Origin of the sequence: Hymenobacter sp. YIM 151858-1 (genome assembly GCF_025979705.1) — a bacterium.
Taxonomy (GTDB): Bacteria; Bacteroidota; Bacteroidia; order Cytophagales; family Hymenobacteraceae; genus Solirubrum.
The window spans coordinates 1,161,814-1,187,533 of sequence record NZ_CP110136.1 but is presented as its reverse complement, the minus strand read 5'-3'; the positions used below and the strand labels follow the sequence as shown (position 1 = coordinate 1,187,533).

The following is a 25,720-nucleotide window of genomic DNA, read 5'->3' as shown; positions in this document are numbered from 1 at the left end:
AGGGCGCTAGCCCACCAGCTGCGCGTACAGCCGGTCGAGGGCAACGCCGGCATCAGTACACATGCCGGGGTGCACCGCCGACGTTTGGATGATCGTGCTGCGCGTAGCGGTAAGCCAACGAAACCGTTCGGCCACGCCCATTTGCCCAATTGGCCCTCCCTCCTTGCGGCCGCGGCAAATGCGCTCAAACGAGCGCAGCCGCTCGGCCACATCGGCCAGGTCGAGCTCGGCCGCGGCAAAAGCCCGCAGGCGCGCCTCCGGCACCTCGAAGCGGCAGGCTAGAAACCCCTGCGAACGGCAATACACAATCACGCCGACGTTCAAAAACTCTTCGCGCTCTACGCGCGGTACCACGCGCAGCACGGCGTACTCAAACAAGTGCTTGTCGGGCATTCTCGGCTTCCTGAACAAAGGTTTCGGATGCGGCCAGGCGGTTCTCCAGGAACCGCACGTAGGCGCTGCGCTGCTCATCGGGGCTGAGGTCGGGTTCGTTCAGCCAATCATCGGGTACCAGCGCCACAATGGCCCGCAGGCGTTCGGCGGTGAGCAGCCGCCGGCACTCTCCATCTACTGCTGCCAGCTGCGTAGCCTGCGGCAGCAGTACATGATCCTTTATCTGCGGAAAGGAACGGCGCGGTACGTCGGCCCAACCCGGCCCGGTGTGGTGCACGTAAAGGGCCGCTCCGTGGTCGATCAGCCACAGCTCCTTGTGCCACATCAGCATGTTGGTGTTGCGTGCGGTACGGTCAACGTTCAGTGTAAGGCAATCGAGCCACACCACCTGTGAGGCCATTGTTGCGTCGAGCGTGTTTACCAGCGGATCATAGGTGCTGGCGCCGGCCAGAAAGTGCAGCCCTAGGTTCAGCCCCGTGCTAAAGCGCAACAGGTCCTGAATTTCCTCATCCGGCTCGGTGCGACCAAAGGCTTCGTCGAGCTGGCAAAAGACCAGTTCGGGCATACGCAAACCCAGCGCCCGCGCCAGTTCGCCCACAATCAGCTCGGCAATCAGCGCCTTGGTGCCTTGGCCTGCCCCCCGAAATTTCAGCACATACATAAAGCCGTCGTCGGCTTCAACCAGCGCGGGCAGCGAACCGCCTTCGCGCAACGGCGTCACGTAGCGAACCACGTCGACGCTTCGGAGGTGCAAATCTTGGTTGGGCATACAAGGCTCAAATGCAGCGCAAAGGACGTACAATGCGGGGAGTTAAACGCAGCTCGTCGGTATTTAGGTGTCGGCAGCGCCGTAGCCGGGCTTATTCTGGGAGCTTTGGTACGTTCACGGGGTAGTAGCGGCCTACCGTTTATGTCTCCAGAGGCCGTATCATCACAGGTCTGGGAAGTACTAATGGCTGCGTTAGCTTCTTCTCAACGGCTCTTCCGTTTCGGGCACGACCACTGCACTTATAGCGCCTCGGTTTTTCGTCTAAGCTCTGCTCTAAACGAGTCGGATAACGGATACCCCATTGAGGCCAACGTTCCGGGTGAGCCCACCAAGAAAGCCCAAATCCGGTTTACGAGAACCGAACATTGCGCCACAAAAAACGCCCTTGCAAATCCTTCGATTTACAAGGGCGTTTTGAGTAGATGAGCCCCCTGCCGGGGCTCATCACACCACACCGAAGTGCTCGGCAACTATCATTCAATCAACCGCTTAAAAGCAATCAAGCGGCCGACATTTCTCATAGGGTAGCGTCAGGGGTTGCGCCTTCATCCAAATGCCGCCGCACCTCGCCCCGGTCAAAGCCCAGTTGCTCGATGACTTCCCACAGCCGCTCGGTAGTGACATCGGGTGCCGACCGCAGGTAGGTGGAGATGTAGCCGCGCACCCGCCACAGCTCCGTGATGTCAGCGGCATCAACCGGATAAGGCCGCCGATGGGGATTGTCCGAGAACAGCAGCACTTCCTCATCCAACCCGGAGATGCGCTTGCGAATGCGCTTCAGCATCACCGATTCGCTCGTCACCACCACGTACACGTCATCGGGCACCAGCAACCGCCAATTGTCCACGAAGCTGCATACCACAATGTCATTGTGGTTGAGGGTGGGCTCCATCGAGTCGCCGGCCACTTCAAAGGCCCGGAACTTGCCGTGCTCAAAGCGTGGCAGCCGGTATTTGGGCAGGTCCTGCACAAATACCGCTTCGTTGTGCTGCAGCGCGTAGCCCGCCTGGGCGCTGACCGGAACCAGCTCCGTGTTTTCGTCCCCGTCCTTATCCACGGTCACCACCAGCACCCCGCCGCTGTTCACCACGGCCGTGTTGCTGGTCGATACCGACTGGCGTGGCGCGGTTGAGGCCTCCCCGCTGTCCCGCAGCATCGCCCCCTCTCCCAGCATCAGCCACGCCGGCGACACTTGCCGCCACGTGCGCAGAATCTCTACTAATGTGGAATATGAAGGCGCTACCTCCGCCCGCATAATCTTGTACATCTTGCTAGTGCTTGAATATCCCAGCGCTTTGCTGGCGCTGTTGGCATTCAGGCCGAAATGGTCCAACATCTGTTGCAAGCGGCCCACGACCTGCGTAGTCAACTCAGACTCTTTTTCGGCTGGCTCCATATTTTGTGTGCATTAGTGCAACTTACACACTTATGTGTGTGTATATTTGTACGCATACAAGGCGTCGCTTTGTTGCACCAATGTACACACTTAACTGCAATTAAAGTGGAACAACCAGCAAAAGAACCCACATTATTCCAACAAATCCTCCGCAGTCTGCCGCGCAAGAATGGCGTGGTCGAGGAAACCATCCGTAGGCTGGCCCAGAAGGGCATCAGCATTACCACCAGCGGCATTTACCAGTTGCTCAACGGTCGCAGCAGCCGCCCCGAAGTGATAGAGGTGTTTTTGGAAGTAGCTGAGGAAGCAAAGGACCGGCAGCGCCAAATACAGGAGCGGGCCCAAAAACTTATTGCCGACGCCTGATGCAAACCGCCGTCATCCTCAGTGCGGCCGAGTTCCAGAACCTCACCGCGCGCCTCGACAAGCTGGAGCAGGCCGAAGCCGCCCGCGCCAAAGCCACCACCGCCAAGCCCGACCAGGTGCTGACCACTGCCCAGGCCGCTGCCTACATCGGCCTTTCTGGCCCTGCTGCGCGCCCGCCGCGCCGGCCGCCTTCAGGGAGTGCGTCTCAATGAAAAAGATTGGGGCTTCCGCCAGTCCGTGCTCGACGCCTACCCGCGCCGCTACCACCGGGCCACCATGCAAGTAGCCGCCGCATGAGCCAGACCGTCATTTCCCTGTTCGACCACTCCGGCCGCTTCGTGGAGCCCTGGGCCGCCGCCGGCTATACCTGCTACTGCGTGGACGTGCAGCACCCGCCCGGCGAAACCTGGCAAGGCAACGTGTGCCTGGTCGGCGGCGACGTGCGCCGCTTCACTCCCCCGGCCGGCCCGGTGGCCTTCGTGGCCGCCTTCCCGCCGTGTACCGACCTGAGCAATGCCGGCGCCCACCTGTTCCGCGTCAAGGGCCTGCGCGCCCTGGCCGTCGCCCTCGACCTGGTAGGCGCTGCCGCCGACCTCTGCCAGCGACTCGGCGCCCCTTACTTTATCGAGAACCCGCGCGGTCAGCTCCGCCACTACTGGCGCGAGCCCGACCATCAGTTCGACCCCTGCGAGTACGCCGGCTGGCTGCCCGACCCGGAGCCCGAAGCCTACACCAAACGCACTTTCCTGTGGACCGGCCACGGCTTCGTCATGCCCGAAAAGCGCCCGGTCTTTCCCGTCAAAGGCTCGATGGTAGACAAGGTACCCGGCTCGAAGAACCGCGCCAACATCCGCAGCCTTACGCCCCGCGGCTTCTCGGCCGCCGTCTTTCATGCCCACCACCAAACCCCGCAGCCCGCATGAGCACCCAACTTGCCCCCATCGTCGGCCCCGAGGCCGCTACCTCCGTCATCTGCATTCAGAAAGCGAAGCTGAAGAACGGCCTGCTCTACGCCGAGTTCAGCGAGCAGCACGAAGCCGACGCCCCAGCCAGGACCTTCACCATGCAGGGCACCGTGCCGGTTCACGCCGACTTGCAACACTGCTTTGCCTGCCTCGTGCCCCACCTCTGCCTGCTCACCGAGCAGTTGGTTGAATCGTCCGACTACTGGCCCGAAGACGAAGCTGAGGAGCTGCCCGGCCACTTCGCCGGCTACGCCGTCACCGGCTTCAGCATCGGCCGCAACGGCGGCGTGACGCTCATCGGCCAGCGCGAGTTGAAGGGTGGCAAGGTGCTAAACCTGACCAGCCCCTACGTCGCCTACGACGACGAAACCGGCCCCGTCTACGATTACGCCGGCTTGCTGGAAACGGCGATGCTCGAGGCGCTGGCCGAAGTCGAAGCCGCCTTGCGCGGCAAACGCGCCGAGGCTGGCCGCCAGCTCGATTTGTTCAGCAAGTCCACGGGGCAAGAGTTGCTAATCGAGTAGCCCCCATGAAGCACATCGTTTGTTTCTCCGGAGGCCACAGCTCGGCCCTCGTAGCCGTTGCGGTAGTTCGCCGCTTCGGGCCGCACGACGTGGTATTACTGAACCATGACATCCACCCGCACAAAGAAGCCGCCGACATCAAGCGGTTCAAGCTGGAGGTAGCGTCGTTTCTCGGGGTGCCCATTACATACGCCAACCTCGGCGGCATCACCGATGCCCGGCAGCTGCCCGATCAGTTCCAGGTGAGCCTGGCGGCTAAGGCGTTCAAGCAACCCGGCAACGGCAATGCCTTCTGCACCCACGAGCTAAAGACCAAGCCTTTCCACGCCTACCTCGAGCAGCACCACCCGCCGGACCAGGCCGTCATCTACTACGGGTTCGACGACCACGAGCAGGACCGCATCAGCCGGCGCCGCGCCATCCTGGGCTCAATGGGCTACGCCACCTGCTTCCCGTTGGCCGAGTGGCCCGACACGCTGGAAAGTACCACGGAGGTGGGCATCGCCCCGCCCCTGACCTACGGCACTTACAAGCACGGCAACTGCGCAGGCTGCCTAAAGGGTGGCATCCAGCACTGGTACGTTACGTTCTGCCACCGCCCCGACGTGTACGCCCAGGCCGAGGCGGCCGAGCAGCAGTTGGGCTACACCATCAACCGCAGCCGGGCCTACAAGCGCGTGCGCCCGCTCCCGCTGGCCGAGCTGCGCCCGGTTTTCGCCCAGATGCAGGCCGATGGCGTGCCCAATACCGAGCACTACCCCACCGGCAAGTTCTCCTGGGACCTGCGTCGCTACCAGCTGGAAGCGGCCGAAATGCGCCGCCCGTGCGAATGCTCTTTCTGATGAACCGGCCGCGTGAACTACATCCACCATACCCGCACCGCCCACCGGCTGCTGACGTGCCACCCGCATGCAAAGCCGCAGCACGTCAGCTTGTACTGGGCGCTGTTCTTCGCCTGGAACGCCGAGCGGTTTCCCGAGGCCTTCGACCTCGACCACGCCGCCGCTATGCAGGCCGCCCGCATCGGCAACAAGCGCACGTACACCGATACGCTTTACGACCTCGTCGCCTGGGGCTTGCTGACCTACCAGCCCAGTAAATCCAAGTACCAGCCCAGCCGCTGCCGGATGACGGTCTTACCAGTGGCAGAAGTGCCACCAGTAGAAGCCGGCACCAGTGGCACTTCTGCCACCAGTGAACCGGCTCCATCGGGTGCAGAAGTGCCACCTGTAAACACCCCTACCAGGGGCACATCTGCCACGGGTGAACCAGTATCACCCGTGGCAGATGTGCCACAACACTCCTTATTGGATAAAACTGGTGATGTACTAAACACCACTACCTCAAACGGAGGCAGCGGCCTGAAAAAAAGAAGGAACCAGGTTTTCGCGGGCGAAGGACAGTCAGCAGCGGAGGTATTCGAAGACGACCTATCGACCATCGGCGCAGCCGAAGCCCCCAAAAAGAAAGTTGCGCCAAAGAAAAAGGGGGTACAGCAGGCCACCATCCGCCAAGCCGCCGCCCGGGCTGCCACCACCGCCCGCACCGAAAAAGCCCGGCCCCAGCGCCCCGAAGTGCCCTTCGCCGAGTCCGGGCTTGCTCGTTACGAAGACTTCGCCGCCGCCTTCGCCAGCACCGATTACGAGCTGGCCGATTTACGATTCTACCACGCGCAGGTAGCCAACTGGCGCAAGGACGGCGAGCCGCCCCGCCGCCGCGACTGGAAGGCCACCGCCACCAAGTTCATGCTCAACGATGCCCACGACAACCGCCTCAAACTCGCTCCAAACGTCCAGCGCAGCCCCGATGGCAGCCTGCACCAGCAGCCGGCCGGAAGCGGCCCTGCTGGCACTGGCTACGTCAGCAAGTGGGATCGGTGAGCTTGCCCGCACCCCGAGCCCCGATGCCCGCCTCATGTTGGCCGAGGTGTCCACCGGGCTGACCATCGCCCAGGCCCACGCCGCCCCCAAGCTCTACCAGCTACGCCGCCGCCACGGCGAGCAGGTGCTCGTCGCGCTGCTTGTCATCATCCTGCGCGCCTTCATCGACTCGCTGCGCGTGCCCGACAAGCCCGACGCGGCCGACATCCTGGAAATGGCCGATACGCTGGCCCAGACCTACACCCACGACAGCCTGAAGGATATTATCCTGGCCCTGAAGGAAGCCCGCACCAACGGCAGCAAGTTCTACCAGTCGCTCGACCCGGCCCGCATCTACGCCCTCATCCGCGAGTACTTCGATCGAAAGGCCCGCTTTCTCGAAAACCAGCACCTCGACCAGAAAGCCCGCGGCGCCAGCCAGGAACAGCACACCCTCCAGCAGCTGCAGCGGGCCGCCCCGCAGCTCGTGGTAGGCATCGGCCGCCAAATCCCCGACGACCACCCCAACGCCGAGCACCTGCGCCAGCGCCTGAGCCTCATCAACCAAAAGCAGAAGCGCGGCCTGCTTTCAGCCGCCGAAGCCGACCAGCTGCGTGCCGAAACCCAAACCGCCACCCAGCGCCACCCCCGCCCCGACTGGAAGCCCAACGAAGCCGCCCAGCGCGCCATCGACCACCGCCACCGGCAGGATGCCCACCGCTTCGCCCTGCGTCACGGCATCAACCCCAACCATATTTAGCATGTGCGCAAGCGCGCCTCGTCTGTCATGTTGCTCTTGGCTATGGTTCACACCGTTTCATTCTCTTGCCAAAAAGCTCTTTAATGTTTTCGTGGAGAGCCTGCTTCAGAAAGCTTATTACTTACTTTACACCTGGTATGCTTCGTCACCTTCGAGCGAGGCTTAATACCGACTAACTTGACTTACCCATGGCCAGAGGCCTAGCATACGAGCCACAGAACGCGCTCAACGCTATTTGTCCTTATTTCACGATGTTTCCTTTGGAGTACCCGATGCAGGTGCTGCAGAAACATAAGGCAGCAAAATCCAAAGTAGTAGATCCTTTTTGCGGACGGGGCACCACGTTATTTGCGGCCCGTTCCCTACGGCTAGCTTCTGCAGGAGTAGATGCTTCTCCTGTAGCGGTAGCAATTGCCCAAGCTAAGTTATGCCAGGTGTTGCAAGCCCCGATCTTGGATTTGGCTCGTGCGTTCATCGATACAATTATTCCGAAGCACATTCCCGATTCGGCCTTTTTCTACGGGGCGTACCATCCAGAAGTCCTCCGAAAAATCTGTGCTATCCGTGAAGGGCTGCTAACACTCGAACAGCATACAGAAGCCTCCATTATGCTTCGGGCAGCAATGTTAGGTTGCCTACACGGACCTATGAGCAAAAAGCCGGAGAATCAGGCTTACTTCTCTAATCAGATGCCGCGAACCTTCTCGTCGAAACCGGAATACTCCGTTAAGTTTTGGCAACAGAAGCAGTTGACAGCACCCAATTTGGATGTTATAGCCGTTCTGCAGCGCAAGCTGGAGCGTATTCCGTCAAGTCCTCTACCGGCTAGTGTTAGTTTTAATGATGTTTGTTTGGGAGATGCCCGTTCGCCTGACAGCATCGCCAAAGAGGCTCTGGATTTCTCAGTAGTGGTAACCTCGCCGCCCTACTACGGCATGAGGACCTATGTGGAAGATCAGTGGTTACGAAACTGGTTCGTGGGTGGCCCAGACCACGTTGCTTACGGCAATGCCAATCAGCTCCAACACACCGGTAAAGCCGTTTTCGCCGAATCGTTGGGGCAGGTTTGGGCCAACATGGCCCGTTCCACAGCCGATAGCTTACATATGTATGTTCGCTTCGGCATCATTCCATCTGCCAAAACGGATGCCCGGGAGTTGATGCTCAACTCCTTGGAAGCCTCCACCATTCCGTGGCGCGTTGTTTCGGTGCGTAATGCCCAAACAGCCCACTCCGGTAAACGTCAAGCCGCTCAGATGGCCGCTGCTTCAACTGCGGCCGTCGAGTACGATTTTCACTTGGTTCGTCAATAACCTAGATATCCGCCCAGTGCCTTCTTTCCCGCCCGCCAAAATAGGCAAGTCTACCTTGTCTATGTACCTGCGTACAAACTGTGACCGTGAGCTATTCTTTTCGTTATTCAAGTCCAACAGCCACGCAATATTAGAGGCCGCTGGGATTCCGGTGCCACTCAGCGCCCGTCCCAATATTCAGTTGGTAACAGCGGCCGGCGTAGAGTTTGAGGACCACGAGTACAACATGTTGGTCAACATGTTTGGTACTCCAACCGTGCAAGCCAAAAAGAAGGCCGACGGAAAGTTCGATGAGATAGACTTGGTACGCGCATTACGTGCGGTGCCGACTCCGGGCTTGTGCTTGCAGCCTGCCATCGAGCCTGAGGATTTCCGTTCACGACTGCTCGAGCAGAACCTGGGTCTTACCCCAACGCAGGTGCTTCATTTTCCGGCTCTGCAGGGAATGCGACCTGATATTGTGCTGGTACGGCCCAATACCGGTCTGTTATGGGAAGTCATGCCCACAGGCAAACGCCGACGCCTACCCGCCACGGAGCCGCGCCTTGCCTTGAGTGTGGTGGATGTAAAAAACACTGCGGAGGGCAACAAGAGCTACGCCGCTGAAGTGGTGTTGTACAGCATTGTGCTGGCCAACTGGTTAGAGGAAAATGGCTTACAGAACGACTACTTCGTGTCCGACGAGTGCTTTCTATGGACACACCAAGAAAAGCCGGCCCTCGACGCGTTGCTGGCCAGCCATGCTGGCGTTACTACCGAGCAAAAGTTTCAGGTTATCCTAGACACGCTCGAAAAAGTCGAGTTTTCGGTTGTTGCACCCAGTGTCGTCCGCTTCCTAAAGCAGGATGTGCTACGGGTTCTTGATCAGGCTGCGGCGCATGGCTGGACAACAATTGATTACCACGTCTGTGGCTTGTGTAGTAACTGCGACTGGCTTGGTTACGAACGTTGGCTTACCGGGGATGATAAAACCAAGTTGCAAGCACACCCCGACTGGTATTGCAAGCCCGCCGCTTTGTCGTCCGACCACCTGAGCCAATTGCCACAACTCAGTAAAGGCGCCCGTCAGGTGCTCGAAGCCGACGGCACTTGCGACTTGTCGGGATTGTGTGCCATCGACGCCGATGAGCCGGTGTTGCGAGAACATTCCTTTCTCAAACGTGTACGCCGATTTGTGGCCCGGCGGGCCCAGGCTATCAAAACAGGCGTCACCGACACCGACGCTGATGCGGTGTTGGCTGGCCTTGCAAGGTGGATTGACCTGCAAATTTTCATTGTCGTCAACTTCGATGCGGCTGCAGGCTGCCTAACTGGTATTGCCTTTCGGTACGTGCATTTCGTGCAGCAGCCCAATGGCGAATGGCTGGTCACGCACGACCAGTTTGAATCCACTGTTGAAAACAACAACCGGCCGAGTGAATGGCATACGCTGCACTCGTTTCTGGATAAGTTTCAAAAGGTATTCAAGGACGTAAAGCAGGTTCGGGAGAACAATGGAAAAACGGGCGAGGACATAAAGCCCAAAACCCAAATTCATTTTTGGGAACCTCGGCAGTTTGAGGAGTTATGCGCTGCGGTGGGGCGGCACTTACCCATCATTTTAGGCCAGCCCGGGCGGAGCCTGCTTCCGGCCATAGCACGGCTTTTTCCGCCTGATGAGTTACTGCCCCGAGACAGCGCCATCTCGCCCTACATCGTCTTCGTTGGGGAGTTGGCGCAGCGCGTAGTGTTTGGTCCCGAAGCCCATGCATTTACGTTGTGGGCCACCTATGAGGCTTATCACAAGCCCGGCTATGACATGCGGATGGATAACTACTTCCAAGACCCTTTCGGCAACGGTATTCCCCGCGAGCGGATTTATGAGGTCTGGAAGAATCAGGGCACGATTCGCAGCGGCAACGAGCTGAAAACAAAATCCAAAGCCTCTGCCGATTACGCCAGCGCCCTTGCCAAGCAGGTACGGGCCCTGAGTGAAATTACCGACCGGTTGCGCACAGAGTTTCGTCCCCGCTTGCAGGGTGACGCTATCCGCCTTAGCCTCACAAATCCTACTGGGCCCAGGGGTGTAGCCTTTGATTCTAAGGTCTGGATGCAGTGGGCTGAAATTAGCGCTAAAACTGCCCGTCTGGAGCGGGAGGCTGAATTCGTATTGCCTGCTGAAGCGCTAGAAGCCAGCTACAAGGCCTTGGTGCTGATGGATCAGATAGCGCAGCATTCGCCTACTGAATTCCGCTACCGGGTCAGCCCCGATTCCCGCGAAACCAAGCTGGACGACAACGGCGAGTATTTCGTATTGGGTAATGCGCAACGGCCCGGGTTGCCCTTGGAAACACCTTACAGCTTAGGCCTGCCCTTGCCTCCGGCCGACGACCCTGCTCGACGGTTCTATTTTCTCAGTATTGCCCAACTCATCCGGGTGCGTCTGCGCCTAAACCGCGAAACGCTTGAAGCCGGGATTGAGCTATTGCCGCGCAACCCGAACTCAGCCGAGCAGGCGACGATACTGGGCGAGTTGTTGGCTCAACGCAAATTACCGGTAGACGGTCAGCTGTTCCTGATGGACGGGCTGCCCTACAGCCAGGAGGATGAGATATGCGAGATTCTGCGTGCTGTAGGCAATCCAGCTTGCGCCGTGCCCGACCCAGCCGCCAGCGTTACACTCGGTACAACCCCATCCCGTTCCACCGGCACGCCTAGTGCCCTTACCCCGCTGGCTGAAGTCCTCTGGCAGGCCAATGCGCTGGTCACCACTAACCCCCCACGTAGTGCCGCGCAGGCCGCCGCGTTAGCTGCGCGAGCCACACACTACTCCGGTCTGCGCAACGCCAGCTACGCGCTCGACCCCAGCCAGCAGCAGGCCATCGAAGCCGTGGCGCAGCAGCGTCTGTCGTTGGTGTGGGGGCCGCCCGGTACGGGCAAAACGTCTACGCTGGTAGCTTACTTGCTGGCTGTCATCGAAGAAGCTAACCGCAGCCACCGGCCCCGTAACATTCTGCTGACCGGCCCCAACTACCGCGCCGTGGAAGTGCTGGCTCACAAGCTGCTGAAGGAACTGAACCAGCTGCCCGCGTTGCCGGCTGACTTGTTCGTGGTCTACTCGCGCAGCCGGCCCGTTGCCCCTTTGCCCGAGCCAGGCGCCGCGCACCTGACGGCGGCCGCCGTACGCCTGACCGACCCCGCGACTGATCCTGAACTACGGCTGTCCTTCTTCGGACCCGACGTTTCCATTTTCGCCACCAGCGCCCACAACGCCCGCAAGCTGGCCCATGTCCTGACCAACGGCAACGACAGTCTGCCGGAAGCTTTCGACTTACTTATCCTAGACGAAAGCTCCCAGGTACCGCTCGAACTGGCTTTCATGCCCTTGGCCACACTCAAACCAGCCGCAGAGGTACTCATTGCGGGCGACCCGAAGCAAATGCCCCCCATCCACGCGCTCGACCCGCCCGCCGGTGCTGAGCACCTGGTAGGCAGCATTCACAATTACCTGCTCGACCGTTTCAACCTCGCGCAGCAGCCGCTGCTGGTGAATTACCGTTCCTGCGAAGCCATTGTGGACTACGCCCGCACTCTGGGCTACCCGCATGACCTGCGCGCCAGCCAGTCCGACCTGTGCCTGGAGTTGCGTCAGCCTATCAGTGCCATCACGCTACCTGCTTCCCTGTCGGCCAGCACTGACCTGCGCCCGGCCTTGGAGGCGGTGCTTGCGCCCGACCGTGCCGTTACAGCTCTGCTCTACCACGATACGCGCTCCTCGCAGGCCAACCGATCCGAAGCCCAGCAAGCTGCTGCGCTGGCTTATCTGCTGCGCCATGCAGCGGCGGCGCAATTAGCGCCGCAAGCTGCCGGATTCACCTTTACTGAGTTCACCGATGAAGATTTCTTCAAGTACGGCATTGGTGTCGTCACTCCGCACAAAGCCCAACGTGCCTTAGTGCTAGCCCAGCTTCGGCAGCTGTTTCCCGGCGTTGCCTACGAGGTATTACAAGGCGCGGTCGACACCGTAGAACGGTTTCAGGGAGGGGAGAGGCACACGATTATCGTGTCCTATGGGGTTGGTGACGTGGATGTCATCCAAGGCGAGGAAGAGTTTCTGATGCAGATGGAACGTACCAACGTAGCGGTATCCCGTGCTATGGCTAAATGTATTCTCCTCATGCCTTACACTTTGGCTTATCACTTACCGGCCGATAGCAAAGTTTCGCAGAGTGCTGGTGCGCTCAAATCGTACTTGGAGGAGTTCTGTGCCAACCGTCAAGTCTTCACGCTGCCTGCCGGGGGCGAAGTAGAGATCCGCTGGAAGTAATATTAATAATTAAGTGAGCAGCCAAAGATGGAGAAAAAGCACATGGAGCGCCTGTTTTCAGCAGGCCGCTTGGCGCGCTTCTACCATGCCGCCGGTCAGGATGCCTCCGAAGCCGCAGCCTTGTACGCTGGTAATATTCTGCTGTCCGAGAGCTTATACCCCAGCTTAGCGGTGGCTGAAGTGGTACTCCGCAATGCCGTTCACCGGCAGCTCTCGTATCTGTTCCAGACCCCTGATTGGTACCAGGTACTCAGCCAGCGAGAACCCGCTTTGGTGGGGCTGCAGTCCAGTCTTACCAAAGCCGAGGAATACATTTTGGACCGTGGCGAAACGTTGTCTGCCGACAAGGTAGTGGCCGAGCTACCCTTCGGCTTCTGGTCATCTCTGTTCAACGCGGCATACGAGTTGGTGCTGTGGAAACAGCTGCGCTTGGCGTTTCCCCACCTGCCCAAGCAAGACCGTCAACGATCTACCGTATCGGTCGCCATCAACGCTGTGCGCCACCTCCGCAATCGGGTTTACCACAATGAGCCCGTCTGCTGGAAGCTACGCACGCTGGAGCAACAACATGCACAAACCATTCAACTCATTGGCTGGATAGAGCCGCAGGTAGTGGCTTGGTTGCAGCCCTTAGATCGGTTTACTGCAGTGCTGCAGACGGAGCAGCAGCGGCGTGCCAGATACCAGGCTAAACCATCAGGACAAGCGCCACAATAATCAGGGGCGCGAAACCATCTACCCCTAAAAACAGAAAACCCGGCTCCATCACCAGCATAAGACATCTGGGAGAGGGAGTACCGGGACTGTGTACAAATATACGCACGCAGGCCTGGAAGGGTCAAGTATTTGTTGACCTTTTTGGCGGATTCGGCGAATGCAGGCCGTGGAGCCAGGGGCTGAGTTCGGCAAGGAGTAATAGAAGCCATTTGCACAAGGCAATTTAGATGGTCGATACAGGGATAAAGTTATCTGTCTGATGCTACTAATTTTAGCAATAGGCAGTCGTGCAAGCTTTGTAATCGAGCATATTTAGCCGCAACTTGTAGCTTTTACTCCTAAGCCGATCCATTCAAGGTGCTCGGCTTCGCTTGCCTCATCTCCATGCTCCATACCATCGTCCGGCAGAAAAAGTTAAGTCGCAAGGGCAGCCACTGACAACGCACAGCCACCCCCTGACCACTTTATTCCTTATCCAGCCGGGCCAGAATCCGGTCGGCCCACCGGTTGCGCTCCACCTGCTCCTTGTAGGCGTCCGAGAGGTTGCGCGTGCGCTCCTCCACCAGCGCCATGGTCTTGTCGATGTGGCCCAGCCGCTCGGTGAGCTTGAGCACCAGCTGGTTCATCTGCTGGCGCAGGGCCTCGCGCTGCTCCAGGCTTTCGGTGCGCAGCCGCTCGATGTCCAGGCGCACCTCGTCGCGCAGCTTGGCCTCCCGCGCCACCGCCGACACGTGGTACTCGTCCACGCGCAGCGTCAAGGCCTCCGACTTCTGCTCGTTCGTGCGGCAGGTGGCCTTCAGCTCCTCCACCGCCCGCCAGTTCTTCACGAAGTACAGCAGCACGGCCACCGCCCCGCCCACCACCGAGGTGATGACGCCCCAGTTGTCCAGCACCGGGTTAGCCATGGCCCGGCCCTCCTTTCGGCGCCGTGAGCAGCTCGAAGTGCGGCCGGTCCAGCCACCGCTCGTCGTCGCTGCGGCCGTTGCCGTTCCAGTCCCCGCCCCACACCACCCGCGCATCGGCCGCCTTCATCAGCCGGGCAAACTTGGAGAGCAGCAGCCCCGACCACGACACCGACCCGTCGGCCAGCAGAAACGCCACGTCCAGCGCCGGCGTCGGCGGCCCCAGGTTGTGCTTCGATTCCCCGCCGCGCTTGTACGTCACGATGGCGCCCGGCCGCGTGCGCCCCTGGGCGTACAGCTCGTTCTGCCGCTCCACCGAGCGAAAGCACTCCGTCACAATCGGCCGGCCCGCCAGCCGCAACGCCGGGTCCAGCAGCCACCGCCGCAACGCCTCCGCGTAAGCCGCGGCCAGCGTGGGCGCTGCCTGGGCCAATCGTGCGGCTTGGCTGGCTGCCTGTTTCGGCGTCAGCTCCGGCAGCGTTCGTGAGGATGATATGGTCGAATAAGCCATGGTACCGTGTGCCGTTAGGTGTATCTACAAAGGTGTACTGATTTACACTTTTGTGTAATTATACGCAGTCAAACGTAAGAGGTGCCAGTTCCGGGTAATTAGCCATCAAATTGTACTTATCTGAGCGCACCCCTACGGGTCGGGCTGTCCGCCACTCCGCTTCGCTGCGGCCCTGCGGGCAGCCTCCTGCGTCGGCTTGGCTACCATCCCTTGCGCACTCCTGCTGTTGCCGCTGCTGCTGCCGCTGCCAACCGTTCCACGCCGCCAGCCCAGGCCCTGGAAAACGGGCCCCGGCAGTCGGCTACCGCCCCAGCGCCGGCCGCCGGGCCGCGCCCCAAAAAGCGCCGCCCGTCGTCCCGCTCACCGCCCGTCCCACGCTCCGGCCCCGCACCGCTCCCTACCCGCCAGCCCCCAGCACCGGTGCCCGGCCTCCGCTACCGAAGCCTCCGCCCGGCCCGCTTCCCTGCGCCCTCCGCCCACGCTGCGCTCCGCTCATTCGTCGCTCCACTACGCTGCGCTCCTCGTTCGCTACGCTTGCAGGGCTCCGGTTGCTGCGGTCAGCCAGCCTCCCCCTGCCCGCCACCCGATGCCGCCGAAGCTGCCGACCGCCCCACGCTCCGGCCCGCTGCCTTTTCAGCCCGCCAACCGCCGCCCGCAGCCAGCCTCCGCTACCACAGCCCCCACCCCGGCCCGCCTCCCCTTAGTCGGCCAGCCTCTGCCCACCCCCAGCCGACACCACGCTGCACAAGTCGCTGCCCGACGCTCCCACCCAAACGCTCTGCCCGACGCAGCTACCCAGACGCTCCGCCCACCGCACGGCTCTGCCCGCCCATTGCTTCGCGGCGGCCAGGCCCTTCCCACCAGCCCCTGACGGCCCATACGTCAGCCCACCGCACGGCCACCCGCCGCCAACGCTTCGCGGCAGCGGCCGGCCTTTGCCCACGCACGCAGCGGCAGCAACAGCGACTCAGAGCGGCTAAAGCGGCTGAAGGCGGCAACGGCAGCTCAGGATAGCTTGAAGCAGCTTATCAGGCAGCGGGAGTCACTACCCCTCAACAAGCCTTGCCCAACGCATAGCGTGTAGTCCGGCGGCACCACGGGCGGCACTTCGTTGAACCGTCCGCGAGCCGCCTTGCAGCCTCCGCGTTGCTCTGGCTCACCTCGGACTCCGCAGCCAGCTCTGCAGCATCCGCAACGGCAGCGGCCGGGCGCAGCAACAGCGGCAGCTGGCTGCTACGCCTCACAAGGTGCGCTTCGCGCCGGTCTGCCGGGGCCCCTCATGGCCCGGCCCCCAGACCCCCAGGCCGTGGTATTTAGGTGTTGTGGTCGGCCCGGCACTGCCACGGCGTCCGTAGGGGCCGCCAGCCTGTCCCAGGTTGCACGTTCCGGGGCTGGCCGTTGTGCTGCAGGGTCGGCGTAGTGCCTGCAGTAGCGGGGCTGCCGGGGGCCTTTAGCGGGGCAGGCCGCGTCGCGGCCTGCCGGGCCTTACAGCCCCAGGCCACCGGCCACTGGGCCCGCGCTGGGCGCGGGCGCCACTAACCACTCGCAGGGGCGGCCCTGCCGCACAGCGGCGCGGGCGGCGCTCAGCGTACCCCGGCTCTGCCCGTCCCAGCAAACCAGCACCAGTCCCGCACGGCGCACTATTTCAGCGTTGCGCACGTGCGGGGCGCCGGCACCGTGGGCGCGGTAGTCTGGGCGCAGTTCCACCAGGTCCACGCCGCGGGCCCGTGCCCAGGTGGCGGCCAGTGTGTCTATGCCTGCCGAACCGCCGCTCACCAGTTGCCCCAGCTGCCCGGCAGCGTGCAGCTCATTCAGGCGGGCCAGCAAAGCGGGGCACTCAATCAGGCGGCGGCTGCCCACCACGGCTACGGTATACACACTTTGTACTTTTATCATAATTCAATATACGCAGATATACACACTTATGCGCGTGCTTGAATGAAATTTTTATGTATATATGTGTACCATATGTGTACCATATGTGCCCATATGTGCGTATATTAGTATAGTAGTTCGGCAGAGGCCCGGACGCCCGCGCGCTGGGCAGGCCGCCAGGAGCGCACCACACGGCTAACACCTACAGCCATGCTCACCCCCTTGCAGTTTTCGCAGCTCGTTTCGGCCGCCTGGTCCGGCCCGGCCGTGGCCCATCATGCCACCATCAGCCACTACGTAGGCGCTACAGGCTACCAGGCTACGCAGTATCAGGTCTCCTACCACATTGGCGGGGAGTGCTTTATAGCGCCGTGGCAAGCGCAGGAGTGCCCGTTTCAGGCCGTGGCCGCCGCGGTAGCCGCCGCCGCTGCTGCCGGTATCCCGGTATGCCGCCGTCATGCGCAGCGGGCCATCAGCCGCACCGTGTGGGGCCTCACCGGGGCGCCCGCCATCCGGTCTGGCTTCGCGTGCCGGGCTCGTCGTCACCGCTGCGCTACGCTTCGTCATGCGTAGCGCCGCCACCGCGCCGGCCGCCCCTGTAGCAGGGGCGGCCGTGCAGGGCGCTCCGCTCAGCGTAGCGGCCAGCCGCCTACTGGGGGTGTGCCGCGCCCACCACGGCCGCGCCGTGGGGCTGTCCACGTTGGCGCTCCGCAGCGGGCTGAGCGTGGAGCGTTGCAGCGAGGAGCTGCAGGAGTTGCGCGCCGCCGGCCTCGCCTGCTACACCTGCGCCGCCGCCCCGCTCTGGGCCCCGGCCGCGCCGTGGCAGCCCGCGCTGCGCTTCGCCACCGCTACCCCCTGGGGCGTCGTGTGCAGCGCCCCGCAGCCCGGCCACCCGCACCTTTACCAGCAGCAGGCCGCCGCCGGCTGCTATGCCACCCAGGAGCAGGCCCAGGCCGCCGCCGACCAGCTGAACCACACCGGCGCCCCGCGCCTGCGCACCGCCGACCGCTACGGCGAGCTGCACGAGCCGCAGTACGCGCTGCATCCCTGGGACTTGAAATAAGCGGCCCGCCATGCTCAGCTACGCCCCGCGCCGCCTCAAGGTGGCCCCGCACTTCAAGCGCCTGCATCCCCGCCCAGCCGTCACCTCGTCGCTTCGCCTGCAAGGTGATTGGCTGGAGGCCGCCGGCTTCGCCCCCGGCACCGTCGCCTTGGTCCACGTCGAGGCCGGCCGCCTCATCATCACCCCCGCATCCTAGTTCCAACCAGCCCGCGCCACGCCGGCGCGGGCCCTAACTCCCCCCCTTATGCCCGCAACCTCTACCACGTACCAGCCCCACCTGCTCGACCCGCACAGCGCCGAGCCCCAACCCATCAGCCCCCGCAACGGCCGCAGCTTCCAGCTGGCCGAGCTATACGAATTGCTCGACTGCCGCCTGGTGGATGTGGTGCGCCTCACCGACGAGCTGATCCTCATCATCGACGACGAAGGCAAGTTCCGCACCCCCTGCTACCTCAACCTGCTGGCCACTTACCTCTGGTACCAGCACCAGCCGGAGGCGCGCGGCCAGGACAGCATCGTGGGCCGTGTGATTCTCTGCCACAACAAACACTTCCGCTAACGGCCAACGGGGGCCGGGCCGGTAACCGGCCCCCATTTATTCATTTATAACAAGCGCTTAACCAAATGGAAAATAAACCTAACAAACAGACTGTTACAGCCACTGTTGCTGCTCCAGCCGCTTCAGCAGCTACCCTCCAGGCGCCCAGCCGCGCCTACCTCACGGCCACCGTTGACGAGGACACGGGCAAAGTCACCGAAACCAGCCGCTTCCGCTACCTGCCCGGCCACCCCCGGCAAATCCCCGCCGACCTCAAAGCCGGGGTGTTCAACGTCGGCGGTGAAAAGGTGCTCGGCAAGACGCTCAGCTTCATCCCCATGGCCCTGCGCATCTTCTCCGACAACATCCTGAACATGGGCCGCAAGGTCTGGGCCGAGCTGTTTTTTGTTGACGAAACCGACGCCGTGTGCGCCGTGCTGTTCCACGGCTACAGCGTCGAGAACCTGCAGAAGCTCAACGCCAGCCTGTTCTACGACGACCTGAAGCTGACCGACGTGGTGCTGACGGCCACGCCCACCAAAAAGCAGACGGAGAAGGACGGCAAGCCCGCCACATACTACATCGTGGAGTTCAGCTACTCCCCTGCCGACCCGGCCGAGGTGCGGGCCCGCCAGGAGTTTGCCCAGGATTTCGACCTGTACCGGGAAGAAACCCTGACCGGCACCGAGGAACGGCGCATCACAGAGGGCTACCGCCTGCCCGCCGGCTACCACGCCGAGCAGCAGCCCGCCCAGCTCGCAGCCGTGCCTACCACCGCCGAAACCGAATAGCCACCGGGCCCCGGCCGCAGAGTCGGGGCCGCTTATTCTCCTCCCGCCATGTTTACCAACGTACAAGCACACCCCAACCTGACCCAGCTGCAGCACCGCTCCCTCCCCTTCGTCAGCAACACCGACCTGAGCCGCCTCAAAGATGAGCTGCTGGGGCAGGTCCGCACCCCCAACCCCCAGGCGCTGACGTTCGGCGTCGCGTTTCACGAGGCCGTGCTGGAACCTGAGCGCTATGCCGCTCCTGCCCTGCCCCCGGCCCAGGTAAAGCTGCTGCAGCAGCTGGCCGCCGCCGTGCGCCGCCAACGCTACTGCCGCGACCTGCTGTACCGGGGCACCGCCGAGCTGACGCACACCGCCGTGCACGAGGAAACCGGCCTGACCGTGAAGCTGCGCCCCGACCTGCTGCTGACCACGCCGGTGCTGGGCCGCAAGGTGCTCGTGGACTTCAAAACCACCAGCTGCAGCGACTACGCCCACTTCGTCGCCACCGTCGAGCAGTACGACTACGACCGCCAGGCCGCGTTCTACTCCGACGTGCTGGGTGCTGACCGCTTCGTCATCATCGGCGTGCAGAAGAAAGTCCCGCACGACATCTGGGTGGTGGAGCTGTCGGCCGACGCCGCCACAATGGCGCAGGGCCGCAAGAAGTACCGCCGCCTGCTGCGCGCCTACGCCGAGCGCAGCGAGCAAACAGCATTCGTAACGGATGCGGCGGCATGAACCACAACGGCCGGTCCCACTGAGGAGACCGGCCGTTTTCGTTTATTGTAAAATGACTTGCCCTGTGTGTTAGATGGCCGGTATGAGATGGTTGTTTCTGACCAAGCGCGGGGTGCCGCTGCTACTGCAGGCTGTCCAGGTGATGCAGTGCAAAGCCCCGCCCTCCTGCGCTACCGCCTCGATTCTGATGCCCAGCACGCGCCGCCCATGAAAGGCTTGCTCATAAACGCGCAGCGCCAGCTCATCTTCGCGCTGCCCGAACTGGGGCACCAACACTACCTCGGGCAGCACCAGCGAGTTTACGTAGTCCCCGGCCGCATCAGTGTACGTGCGGTTGCCGTACGGATTGTAGGGCAGTTCAACACAGCTCAAGCCCGCCAGGGCCAAGGTCTGCCGGAAAGCGTGTACAAACGCCGGAGGTTCCCGCCGATAGGCGCTGACTAACACGGTGTGCTCATCTACCGATTGCACCAACCCGTCGGCGTGGCCGGTGAAGTCGTCCGGGTGTGCCGGCACCACGAGCAGCTGCTCGACCCCTAAAACAACTTGTAGTTTTTGCCGCAGTTCATCGCGTTTCAGCCCCGGGTTTTCACTGTATACCCGATCCGTCACGACGGCAGCTCGGCCTACGAATACCACGTTGCCGCCATCCAGCAGCAGTTCACATTGCTGAGGCTGCAGGCCAAGAGCCGTGCACAGCATATGGGTATCGGGGATGGTCGCCCGTTCCCGCGGAGTTCGGAGATAGGAAGGCGCATACCGGAACTGAACGAGCCCGCCCCTAGGCAGCGGCACGGGCATAAAGTCCCGCACCCAAACGTCCCGCGTGCGTGGAACCAAACGCAGGGAGCAACCGGCAAGCTCCAAGGCGGCTGCTACATCGGCGTACACCTGCGGGTAACGCCTGGGCAGAAGGTCGGAGACAAAGACGGTACTCACGTTGTAGCCGTCCACTTGGCCCGATACCCCAACAAGGCGGCCACATCTTCCGCTTTTACTTGCTTATCGCCCACCAGTTCTTTCAGCAGTTTCTCTTTGCCCTTCAAGCTGCCCAGGTACCCCGAGCCGCTCAAATGCCGGTATTTGCGGGCCGCGAAGTCTTGGGCCACGCAATCATCCTTTCCCACCAACCCCTCGCGGCTGGTACGCCAAACCGGCTCATCTGTAGGCGCCTCGGCAGCCACCAGCTGCCAGCCTTTCCCTTCCGCCACGGCATTGCCCAGTGCCGATACCAACTCGCGCAACACCAGCTGTACACCGCTGACGAAGTAAGCAGGCGCTGCACCGAGCTTCTGCAGCCCGCGCAACAGGATGCCGCCTTCGCTGTGCTCATCGCCGCACGTTAAGTCCAAGCCGCCGGCCATATTGTAAAACCAGGTGCCGGTTTTCCGCTGCTCTGGGCCGCCGTGAACGTAAGGATCTGCGTGCCCGGATTCGCGCCGGTAATAAAACTCGAGGTCTGTGATGCGGTAGTGCTGCTCGCCGGCGCGCAGGGTGATGCGGTTCAGCACCAGATAGGAAATTGCGTCCATCATCCGCGGCAGGTGCTCGGCATTCGTCCGCGGCAACTCCTTCAGGCACTGCATCAGCAGCGCACTTGGTGGCGACTCCCGCAGTTCCCCTTGGTGCAGCCAGTCTGAAAACTCCTGCGCGAAGGGTACACCCATCGACACCAGCCGCTCCGTATTGCGCCATTGCTCCGACAAGCCGCGTTTGTTGAGGTAATATAACGCCTCCCCATGGTTGCGGGCTGCCTCGTACACCCGTTCAAATTCATCCCAGGTAAGGCCACTACCTAACCAATGAGCGTTCCAGAAGTAGTGCATGTACCGGCCGCGCGGTACCGCCACTCCCTCGAATGCGTCTGACGAAAACATTCCACGCTGTCTGGCTTCTTCTAAATGAAGCCGGTATTCAGCTATTCTACTCATGGGAAAATGGGTATAGTCTGCAGGCAAGAAGCTGCCTATACTCCAGCTGAGCAAGTAGATTGAAAGCTTTTTATCAAAACACTGCTTTGAATATTTATAAATTAATTAATATTTATACAATTACTAGTGCAGCAACGCTTGAGCTGAGTGGTACTCCTACCAATGCGCTTAGCATAAGGTTTTGCTAACCTCCAAACAACCTTATATGCATCATGAAAAAGTTAGGACTCCTCATCATCGCATTAGTTTTCATAAGCGCCATTCGGGTAAATCCGCCTCGCAAAGGAAGCTTTAACCTTCCTACAGCACCCCTCGTTAAAGCCCCCAAAGATTTCGTCTCTAATCAGCTGTATACATACACTGACACCACGGGCAAGGTCTGGACTGCCCCAGTTCAAACTATTACTGATGGAGCGTCCATCCCCAAGCCCGCTTTGGCAATCATTGGAGATAGATACGATGACCCTTACGTAGGGGCCGCTTTAGTCCATGATGCATATTGCAGTTCAGAGAACAATAAAGGCGCATCATTTCATAAAGCGAGCTGGCGCCAGGTTCACCGTATGTTCTATGACGCATGCGTTGCAGGTGGAACCAACCCTGTAAAGGCCAAGATCATGTACGCAGCTGTTTGGCTCTTTGGCCCTCGTTGGGAGTTTCCTACTCCTGGCAGGAGTCCTGCTTCAACAGGTAGCATCAGCAAAGCCAGGATGGAAATCAACGAACTCGATATTTCAAGTGCGCCCGCTACACAGCAAAAGGCGCAATTGAACGAAATAATCGACTACATAAACGACAAAGACCCAGAGCTGGATGTTTTAGATGGTGTCATGGAAGCTTCAGCTTACAGCTTGAAAAGTAATAGAGTGCTAACGCTGCCGGGCGCTGGTACTAAGTAGCGACTGGCGGTTCAGCGGCTTCTGGTACAGCGTCAGCACCGGTGCCGGCTTCTTGTAAAGGTCCGAGAGCCCCTCTGTCTCCTAACAGGTCCCCAGGGCCACCTGCGGAATACCCTGTGCCGCAGCCCCCGAATCCGTGCAACCAAAAAACCGGCCCCTTTCAGGGAGCCGGCTTTTTGTTCCGAGCCCTACGCGGTCGGGCCCTATCCGTCCAGCATCGCCGAGGCACGCCCGACGCCCCCGCTCGGGGCAACCGCCACGAGGCTGATCATATCCCCCGATGAAATCCCGTCGTTTTGTACCTCCAGCAGGCGCAGCGAAACCACCTGCCCCAGGGGCACCCGCGTACTCGTGGCTGCTCCCTGGTCGGGGGTGTTGGACGAGTGGTAGGCGGCATAGACCTCCGCCGTCGTGTCCGCGCCGTTGCTGCTCGTCACCCGGCACGTCAGCTGCATGTACGGGCGCTCCGGCAAAGTCACGAAAGACACGTCGCTGATCGTCAGCGCCGGCGGCGCGGCGGCCGGTGCGGCGCTGGCCGCCAGCGTGGCTCCCGGCAGCTCGAAGCCAGGCGCGGCCGCGGCAACGATGTACGCGCCGTCCGGCTGCAGGTGCGTGAGCGAGTTGAACAGGCTGCCGGGTTTGAACACGGTGTAGGCGTCGCCCCCGGCGTTGAAGCCGTAGACCGCCTGCACGTTGTTTTTCCACGGCGCCGCGGCCAGCGCCAGCGCCGGCCCGCCGTACAGCATGCCCGTCAGGGCCTTGTTGATGTTGCTCATCTTGAATGCGTTTGGAATGGAAAGAAAAGGGCCAGCCCCGGCTGCGTGCCCAGGCCGGCCCACCAAGTGCCACGAGCAGCTTACAGGTTGACTTTCCCCGGGGCAAAGGCCGAGGTGTAGGCCCCCGTGTTGTCCTCAAACCGGAACGGCTTGCCCGTGTAGCGGTCGAAGTACACCACCCCGGCCACCTGCTGCCCGTTGCGGTACAGGTCCATGCTCACCGGCGCCGCGCCGCCGTCTGCCAGGGCGGTGAAGGCCAGCGTGTCGCCCGCCTGCGCGGCCAGCGTCACACCCGCGGCCGAATTGGCCGTGGCGCTAAGCGTGTTCGTGAACGAGGGCGCCGGCTTCGTCGGCGTGGCATCCAGCACCGGCGGCAGGCCGATCGGCGGCAGCGATTCCCCGAAGAGCAGTTCCGGGGCCAACGCCACCCCGCCATTGCCATTGGGCGTCGGGTTGAACAGCTGCACCTCCTCTCCAGGGGTGCTTTCATTCAGAAGCGTGCCCAGCTGAGGGCCGAAGTCGCCCACGCGCACGCTGTGCGCCAACAGCGTTTCCGTACTCAGGTCCACCCCGTAGAGCTGATTGATGCGGTCCAGCCGGCTCTTGGCGTCCATTGCCCCGCCGATGGCGGTAATCAGCGCCTGCGCATACTTGCGGATGCGGGCGTCGTATTTGGCCCGCAGGCTCAGCGCCTTTCTCGTGCGGGTATCGGCTTGTTTTTGATAGGCAGTGCGTGCCATGGTCCTCAAAGAGTAATGTTGAAAAAATACCACTGAACCGGGCCGCGTAGCGGACCCGGGCTGCTCCGGGGCTCCTCCTAGCTTTCCGGCCGGTGGCTCCCAGGTGCCCGGCAGCGCCGCTATCCGGCCCGGATGCAAAAAGCCGCCCCGGTCCTGAACGGACCGAAGCGGCTTGCTCCGCCGGCCTTAGCCGACCTGCACGGCCGAGGTGGCCGAGGCGTCCGAGCCGTCGGCGCGGTAGGCGAAGGCGTAGGCCACCAGGTCGGCGGGCTGCGCGCCCACAAGCGCGTCGTCCTCCAGCTCCACCGAGCCGTCGGTGCGGGTCACGTCCTCGTCGGCCTGCGTAAGCACGCGGCCGGTCTGCTTGTGCACCAGCACGGCCTTTACCCGGTCGGTGTCCACGGCCGTGTTGCCGTTGGAGTTGTCGGCAAAGCTCACCGTCACCTTGCCGGCCGCCGCGTCCAGCACGGCCGCCACGCCCGAGAGCGGCTCCACCGCGCCGCCCGACAGCACCAGCTTCAGGTAGTCCACCGTGGCCACGTTCTGCGCGTCGGCCTGGGTGTTCACGAAGTTCTGCTGCACGAAGCGGTTGTAGGCCGAGCGGCCGCCCTGGGTTTTCAGGCCCGCCTGCGCGGCGCCGGCGAACTTGCGGAACAGCTCGGCCAGCAGCTTGAAGCGGCTGCGCGTGTTCTGCTGCGCGGGGGTGTTGCTGCCATTGCTGGCGATTTTCTGGCGCAGCTGGTTGTTGCCGGTCCCACCCGAGAAGGTGAGGTTGCCGATGCTGCCTTTGATGTTGCCCAGCGGGCTGTAAATGCGTGCCATCGTTGAAAGGGGTTGAAGGGTGAGAAAGGTTGTTGCTGCTTGTTTGCGCGCATCGCCTACCAGGAGCAGCGTCCCCAGCCGGCTATTTTTTCTTGCTTGTTGTAGGCCCGCCACACGGCCGGCCGGATCGGCGCGGCCGTGCCGCATTTCCACAGGCCCCGGTGCCGGGCCTGGGCCAGCTGCTGCTGGGGCGCTAGGCCGGGCGTTGTGGTGCGCGGATTATAGGCCCAGGCCCAGCCCCGCACCACCGCCACCGAATCCAGCCGTACCCACCCCCGCGCCGAGCGCCACCGGATGTTTACCAGCCCCCGGCCGTACCCGTCCTTGCCTGTGACCATGAGTTGCACCGAGCGGCCCCGCAGCAGCGCGGCCACCGAATCCGCCGCCTGCCGGCCGTAGGGTTGTCCCAGCTCCGGCGCGTCCACCTCTTGCAGCCGCGCCCGAAAACGCCCGGCCGGCAGCTGCACATCGTAGGTGTCTCCATCCAGCACTTGCCGAACCGAGCCCCAAACCCAGCCCGGACGGCTCCCCGCAGCGGGCGCATGCACGGGCGGCAACCCGGCTTTCGGCAATAGGTGCCGCAGCTCAGAGGTGTGCACCGAAGTTTGAGCATGGGCCGCACAGACCCAGGAAATACATATAAGTGTATTTTGAATACGCTTCATGACTCCAAAAATATACATTTTTACACATAAAGCCGATTAATGTTACACTTATATACACCTATGCGTATCAGTACTTCCAACCGCAGCGCCTACATCTACCTTAACTGTCCTCACCCACC

General features: G+C 61.8%; 29 protein-coding genes. 17 read left to right on the top strand and 12 right to left on the bottom strand.

All coding sequences use genetic code 11. The features are described from left to right. Nucleotides 1–6: 6 nt before the first annotated feature. From OIS50_RS05305 to OIS50_RS05295, 3 genes are all read right to left on the bottom strand, one after another. On the bottom strand, nt 7–393 hold the full coding sequence (locus tag OIS50_RS05305) for a DUF3037 domain-containing protein (protein ID WP_264693287.1): 387 nt from the start codon (nt 391–393) through the stop codon (nt 7–9). Next, nucleotides 371–1,162: a HipA family kinase gene (locus OIS50_RS05300; RefSeq protein ID WP_264693286.1), complete on the bottom strand. Its 792-nt coding sequence runs from the start codon at nt 1,160–1,162 to the stop codon at nt 371–373. Before OIS50_RS05300 ends, OIS50_RS05305 begins: the two co-directional genes overlap by 23 nt. Nucleotides 1,163–1,679: 517 nt before the next feature. After that, entirely contained in the window at nt 1,680–2,429 is a 750-nt protein-coding gene (locus OIS50_RS05295; RefSeq protein WP_264693285.1) for a S24 family peptidase, read from the bottom strand. Between the two features lie 234 nt (nt 2,430–2,663). On the opposite strand from OIS50_RS05295, the gene OIS50_RS05290 reads away from it, so the two are divergent. The 10 genes from OIS50_RS05290 to OIS50_RS05245 all read left to right on the top strand — a co-directional run bounded on the left by OIS50_RS05290 (nt 2,664) and on the right by OIS50_RS05245 (nt 13,368). Then, complete coding sequence (locus tag OIS50_RS05290) at nt 2,664–2,924, top strand: hypothetical protein (RefSeq protein ID WP_264693284.1); 261 nt, start codon at nt 2,664–2,666, stop codon at nt 2,922–2,924. After that, nucleotides 2,924–3,136, top strand: a complete 213-nt coding sequence (locus tag OIS50_RS05285; protein ID WP_264693283.1) for a hypothetical protein — start codon at nt 2,924–2,926, stop codon at nt 3,134–3,136. Before OIS50_RS05290 ends, OIS50_RS05285 begins: the two co-directional genes overlap by 1 nt. Before the next feature lie 81 nt (nt 3,137–3,217). Next, nucleotides 3,218–3,847 (top strand): hypothetical protein, encoded by a 630-nt coding sequence (locus OIS50_RS05280; RefSeq protein ID WP_264693282.1) that lies wholly within the window; start codon nt 3,218–3,220, stop codon nt 3,845–3,847. Beyond that, complete coding sequence (locus OIS50_RS05275; RefSeq protein ID WP_264693281.1) at nt 3,844–4,413, top strand: hypothetical protein; 570 nt, start codon at nt 3,844–3,846, stop codon at nt 4,411–4,413. Before OIS50_RS05280 ends, OIS50_RS05275 begins: the two co-directional genes overlap by 4 nt. A gap of 5 nt (nt 4,414–4,418) precedes the next feature. Continuing rightward, on the top strand, nt 4,419–5,255 hold the full coding sequence (locus OIS50_RS05270) for an adenine nucleotide alpha hydrolase family protein (RefSeq protein WP_264693280.1): 837 nt from the start codon (nt 4,419–4,421) through the stop codon (nt 5,253–5,255). A 12-nt stretch (nt 5,256–5,267) separates the two neighbouring features. After that, complete coding sequence (locus OIS50_RS05265) at nt 5,268–6,293, top strand: hypothetical protein (RefSeq protein WP_264693279.1); 1,026 nt, start codon at nt 5,268–5,270, stop codon at nt 6,291–6,293. 34 nt (nt 6,294–6,327) lie between these two features. Continuing rightward, nucleotides 6,328–7,032 carry a hypothetical protein gene (locus tag OIS50_RS05260; protein ID WP_264693278.1) on the top strand — a complete coding sequence of 235 codons (705 nt, stop codon included), beginning with the start codon at nt 6,328–6,330 and terminating at the stop codon, nt 7,030–7,032. A gap of 188 nt (nt 7,033–7,220) precedes the next feature. Further along, nucleotides 7,221–8,345, top strand: coding sequence for a site-specific DNA-methyltransferase (locus OIS50_RS05255; protein ID WP_264693277.1), 1,125 nt, complete (start codon nt 7,221–7,223; stop codon nt 8,343–8,345). Nucleotides 8,346–8,406: 61 nt separating this feature from the next. Continuing rightward, the gene (locus OIS50_RS05250) at nt 8,407–12,651 is read left to right on the top strand and encodes a DEAD/DEAH box helicase (protein WP_264693276.1); all 4,245 of its coding nucleotides are present in this window, start codon (nt 8,407–8,409) and stop codon (nt 12,649–12,651) included. Between the two features lie 27 nt (nt 12,652–12,678). Continuing rightward, nucleotides 12,679–13,368, top strand: coding sequence for a hypothetical protein (locus OIS50_RS05245; RefSeq protein ID WP_264693275.1), 690 nt, complete (start codon nt 12,679–12,681; stop codon nt 13,366–13,368). 464 nt (nt 13,369–13,832) lie between these two features. Here OIS50_RS05245 and OIS50_RS05240 read toward each other — a convergent pair whose 3' ends face one another. The 3 genes from OIS50_RS05240 to OIS50_RS05230 all read right to left on the bottom strand — a co-directional run bounded on the left by OIS50_RS05240 (nt 13,833) and on the right by OIS50_RS05230 (nt 16,677). Beyond that, nucleotides 13,833–14,273 (bottom strand): hypothetical protein, encoded by a 441-nt coding sequence (locus tag OIS50_RS05240; RefSeq protein ID WP_264693274.1) that lies wholly within the window; start codon nt 14,271–14,273, stop codon nt 13,833–13,835. Then, nucleotides 14,266–14,781, bottom strand: a complete 516-nt coding sequence (locus tag OIS50_RS05235; protein WP_264693273.1) for a M15 family metallopeptidase — start codon at nt 14,779–14,781, stop codon at nt 14,266–14,268. The genes OIS50_RS05240 and OIS50_RS05235 overlap by 8 nt, the downstream gene beginning before the upstream one ends. A gap of 1,485 nt (nt 14,782–16,266) precedes the next feature. Next, on the bottom strand, nt 16,267–16,677 hold the full coding sequence (locus OIS50_RS05230) for a DUF2493 domain-containing protein (RefSeq protein WP_264693272.1): 411 nt from the start codon (nt 16,675–16,677) through the stop codon (nt 16,267–16,269). A gap of 189 nt (nt 16,678–16,866) precedes the next feature. On the opposite strand from OIS50_RS05230, the gene OIS50_RS05225 reads away from it, so the two are divergent. The 6 genes from OIS50_RS05225 to OIS50_RS05200 all read left to right on the top strand — a co-directional run bounded on the left by OIS50_RS05225 (nt 16,867) and on the right by OIS50_RS05200 (nt 19,768). Next, nucleotides 16,867–17,229, top strand: coding sequence for a hypothetical protein (locus OIS50_RS05225; RefSeq protein ID WP_264693271.1), 363 nt, complete (start codon nt 16,867–16,869; stop codon nt 17,227–17,229). Continuing rightward, nucleotides 17,222–17,719 (top strand): hypothetical protein, encoded by a 498-nt coding sequence (locus OIS50_RS05220; protein ID WP_264693270.1) that lies wholly within the window; start codon nt 17,222–17,224, stop codon nt 17,717–17,719. Before OIS50_RS05225 ends, OIS50_RS05220 begins: the two co-directional genes overlap by 8 nt. Before the next feature lie 10 nt (nt 17,720–17,729). Beyond that, nucleotides 17,730–17,915, top strand: coding sequence for a SymE family type I addiction module toxin (locus tag OIS50_RS05215; protein WP_264693269.1), 186 nt, complete (start codon nt 17,730–17,732; stop codon nt 17,913–17,915). A gap of 48 nt (nt 17,916–17,963) precedes the next feature. Then, entirely contained in the window at nt 17,964–18,278 is a 315-nt protein-coding gene (locus OIS50_RS05210) for a DUF3846 domain-containing protein (RefSeq protein ID WP_264693268.1), read from the top strand. Nucleotides 18,279–18,343: 65 nt separating this feature from the next. After that, the gene (locus OIS50_RS05205) at nt 18,344–19,048 is read left to right on the top strand and encodes a hypothetical protein (protein WP_264693267.1); all 705 of its coding nucleotides are present in this window, start codon (nt 18,344–18,346) and stop codon (nt 19,046–19,048) included. A gap of 48 nt (nt 19,049–19,096) precedes the next feature. Next, complete coding sequence (locus OIS50_RS05200; RefSeq protein ID WP_264693266.1) at nt 19,097–19,768, top strand: PD-(D/E)XK nuclease-like domain-containing protein; 672 nt, start codon at nt 19,097–19,099, stop codon at nt 19,766–19,768. Nucleotides 19,769–19,837: 69 nt separating this feature from the next. Here OIS50_RS05200 and OIS50_RS05195 read toward each other — a convergent pair whose 3' ends face one another. Together OIS50_RS05195 and OIS50_RS05190 are read right to left on the bottom strand one after the other, a co-directional pair. After that, on the bottom strand, nt 19,838–20,659 hold the full coding sequence (locus tag OIS50_RS05195; protein WP_264694329.1) for an agmatine deiminase family protein: 822 nt from the start codon (nt 20,657–20,659) through the stop codon (nt 19,838–19,840). 44 nt (nt 20,660–20,703) lie between these two features. Then, nucleotides 20,704–21,699, bottom strand: a complete 996-nt coding sequence (locus tag OIS50_RS05190; RefSeq protein ID WP_264693265.1) for a hypothetical protein — start codon at nt 21,697–21,699, stop codon at nt 20,704–20,706. Nucleotides 21,700–21,911: 212 nt separating this feature from the next. Between OIS50_RS05190 and OIS50_RS05185 the strand changes: the two genes are divergently transcribed. Then, nucleotides 21,912–22,598 carry a DUF1353 domain-containing protein gene (locus OIS50_RS05185; protein WP_264693264.1) on the top strand — a complete coding sequence of 229 codons (687 nt, stop codon included), beginning with the start codon at nt 21,912–21,914 and terminating at the stop codon, nt 22,596–22,598. A 203-nt stretch (nt 22,599–22,801) separates the two neighbouring features. On the opposite strand, the gene OIS50_RS05180 is transcribed toward OIS50_RS05185, so the two are convergent. The 4 genes from OIS50_RS05180 to OIS50_RS05165 all read right to left on the bottom strand — a co-directional run bounded on the left by OIS50_RS05180 (nt 22,802) and on the right by OIS50_RS05165 (nt 25,535). Beyond that, entirely contained in the window at nt 22,802–23,374 is a 573-nt protein-coding gene (locus OIS50_RS05180) for a hypothetical protein (RefSeq protein WP_264693263.1), read from the bottom strand. 80 nt (nt 23,375–23,454) lie between these two features. Continuing rightward, nucleotides 23,455–24,114: a hypothetical protein gene (locus OIS50_RS05175; protein WP_264693262.1), complete on the bottom strand. Its 660-nt coding sequence runs from the start codon at nt 24,112–24,114 to the stop codon at nt 23,455–23,457. 186 nt (nt 24,115–24,300) lie between these two features. Continuing rightward, the gene (locus OIS50_RS05170; protein WP_264693261.1) at nt 24,301–24,936 is read right to left on the bottom strand and encodes a DUF6266 family protein; all 636 of its coding nucleotides are present in this window, start codon (nt 24,934–24,936) and stop codon (nt 24,301–24,303) included. 56 nt (nt 24,937–24,992) lie between these two features. Then, complete coding sequence (locus OIS50_RS05165) at nt 24,993–25,535, bottom strand: thermonuclease family protein (protein WP_264693260.1); 543 nt, start codon at nt 25,533–25,535, stop codon at nt 24,993–24,995. Nucleotides 25,536–25,720 lie beyond the last annotated feature (185 nt).

Excerpts from the sequence above, each read along its gene's own strand:
- OIS50_RS05170 (WP_264693261.1), bottom strand. The coding sequence starts at position 24,936 with ATGGCACGCATTTACAGCCCGCTGGGCAACATCAAAGGCAGCATCGGC.
- OIS50_RS05260 (WP_264693278.1), top strand. The coding sequence starts at position 6,328 with ATGTTGGCCGAGGTGTCCACCGGGCTGACCATCGCCCAGGCCCACGCC.
- OIS50_RS05250 (WP_264693276.1), top strand. The coding sequence starts at position 8,407 with ATGTACCTGCGTACAAACTGTGACCGTGAGCTATTCTTTTCGTTATTC.
- OIS50_RS05280 (WP_264693282.1), top strand. The coding sequence starts at position 3,218 with ATGAGCCAGACCGTCATTTCCCTGTTCGACCACTCCGGCCGCTTCGTG.
- OIS50_RS05220 (WP_264693270.1), top strand. The coding sequence starts at position 17,222 with ATGCGTAGCGCCGCCACCGCGCCGGCCGCCCCTGTAGCAGGGGCGGCC.
- OIS50_RS05285 (WP_264693283.1), top strand. The coding sequence starts at position 2,924 with ATGCAAACCGCCGTCATCCTCAGTGCGGCCGAGTTCCAGAACCTCACC.
- OIS50_RS05305 (WP_264693287.1), bottom strand. The coding sequence starts at position 393 with ATGCCCGACAAGCACTTGTTTGAGTACGCCGTGCTGCGCGTGGTACCG.
- OIS50_RS05215 (WP_264693269.1), top strand. The coding sequence starts at position 17,730 with ATGCTCAGCTACGCCCCGCGCCGCCTCAAGGTGGCCCCGCACTTCAAG.
- OIS50_RS05185 (WP_264693264.1), top strand. The coding sequence starts at position 21,912 with ATGAAAAAGTTAGGACTCCTCATCATCGCATTAGTTTTCATAAGCGCC.
- OIS50_RS05230 (WP_264693272.1), bottom strand. The coding sequence starts at position 16,677 with ATGATAAAAGTACAAAGTGTGTATACCGTAGCCGTGGTGGGCAGCCGC.
- OIS50_RS05190 (WP_264693265.1), bottom strand. The coding sequence starts at position 21,699 with ATGAGTAGAATAGCTGAATACCGGCTTCATTTAGAAGAAGCCAGACAG.
- OIS50_RS05225 (WP_264693271.1), top strand. The coding sequence starts at position 16,867 with ATGCTCACCCCCTTGCAGTTTTCGCAGCTCGTTTCGGCCGCCTGGTCC.
- OIS50_RS05300 (WP_264693286.1), bottom strand. The coding sequence starts at position 1,162 with ATGCCCAACCAAGATTTGCACCTCCGAAGCGTCGACGTGGTTCGCTAC.
- OIS50_RS05240 (WP_264693274.1), bottom strand. The coding sequence starts at position 14,273 with ATGGCTAACCCGGTGCTGGACAACTGGGGCGTCATCACCTCGGTGGTG.
- OIS50_RS05180 (WP_264693263.1), bottom strand. The coding sequence starts at position 23,374 with ATGAGCAACATCAACAAGGCCCTGACGGGCATGCTGTACGGCGGGCCG.
- OIS50_RS05205 (WP_264693267.1), top strand. The coding sequence starts at position 18,344 with ATGGAAAATAAACCTAACAAACAGACTGTTACAGCCACTGTTGCTGCT.
- OIS50_RS05295 (WP_264693285.1), bottom strand. The coding sequence starts at position 2,429 with ATGTACAAGATTATGCGGGCGGAGGTAGCGCCTTCATATTCCACATTA.
- OIS50_RS05175 (WP_264693262.1), bottom strand. The coding sequence starts at position 24,114 with ATGGCACGCACTGCCTATCAAAAACAAGCCGATACCCGCACGAGAAAG.
- OIS50_RS05270 (WP_264693280.1), top strand. The coding sequence starts at position 4,419 with ATGAAGCACATCGTTTGTTTCTCCGGAGGCCACAGCTCGGCCCTCGTA.
- OIS50_RS05255 (WP_264693277.1), top strand. The coding sequence starts at position 7,221 with ATGGCCAGAGGCCTAGCATACGAGCCACAGAACGCGCTCAACGCTATT.
- OIS50_RS05245 (WP_264693275.1), top strand. The coding sequence starts at position 12,679 with ATGGAGAAAAAGCACATGGAGCGCCTGTTTTCAGCAGGCCGCTTGGCG.
- OIS50_RS05200 (WP_264693266.1), top strand. The coding sequence starts at position 19,097 with ATGTTTACCAACGTACAAGCACACCCCAACCTGACCCAGCTGCAGCAC.
- OIS50_RS05235 (WP_264693273.1), bottom strand. The coding sequence starts at position 14,781 with ATGGCTTATTCGACCATATCATCCTCACGAACGCTGCCGGAGCTGACG.
- OIS50_RS05275 (WP_264693281.1), top strand. The coding sequence starts at position 3,844 with ATGAGCACCCAACTTGCCCCCATCGTCGGCCCCGAGGCCGCTACCTCC.
- OIS50_RS05210 (WP_264693268.1), top strand. The coding sequence starts at position 17,964 with ATGCCCGCAACCTCTACCACGTACCAGCCCCACCTGCTCGACCCGCAC.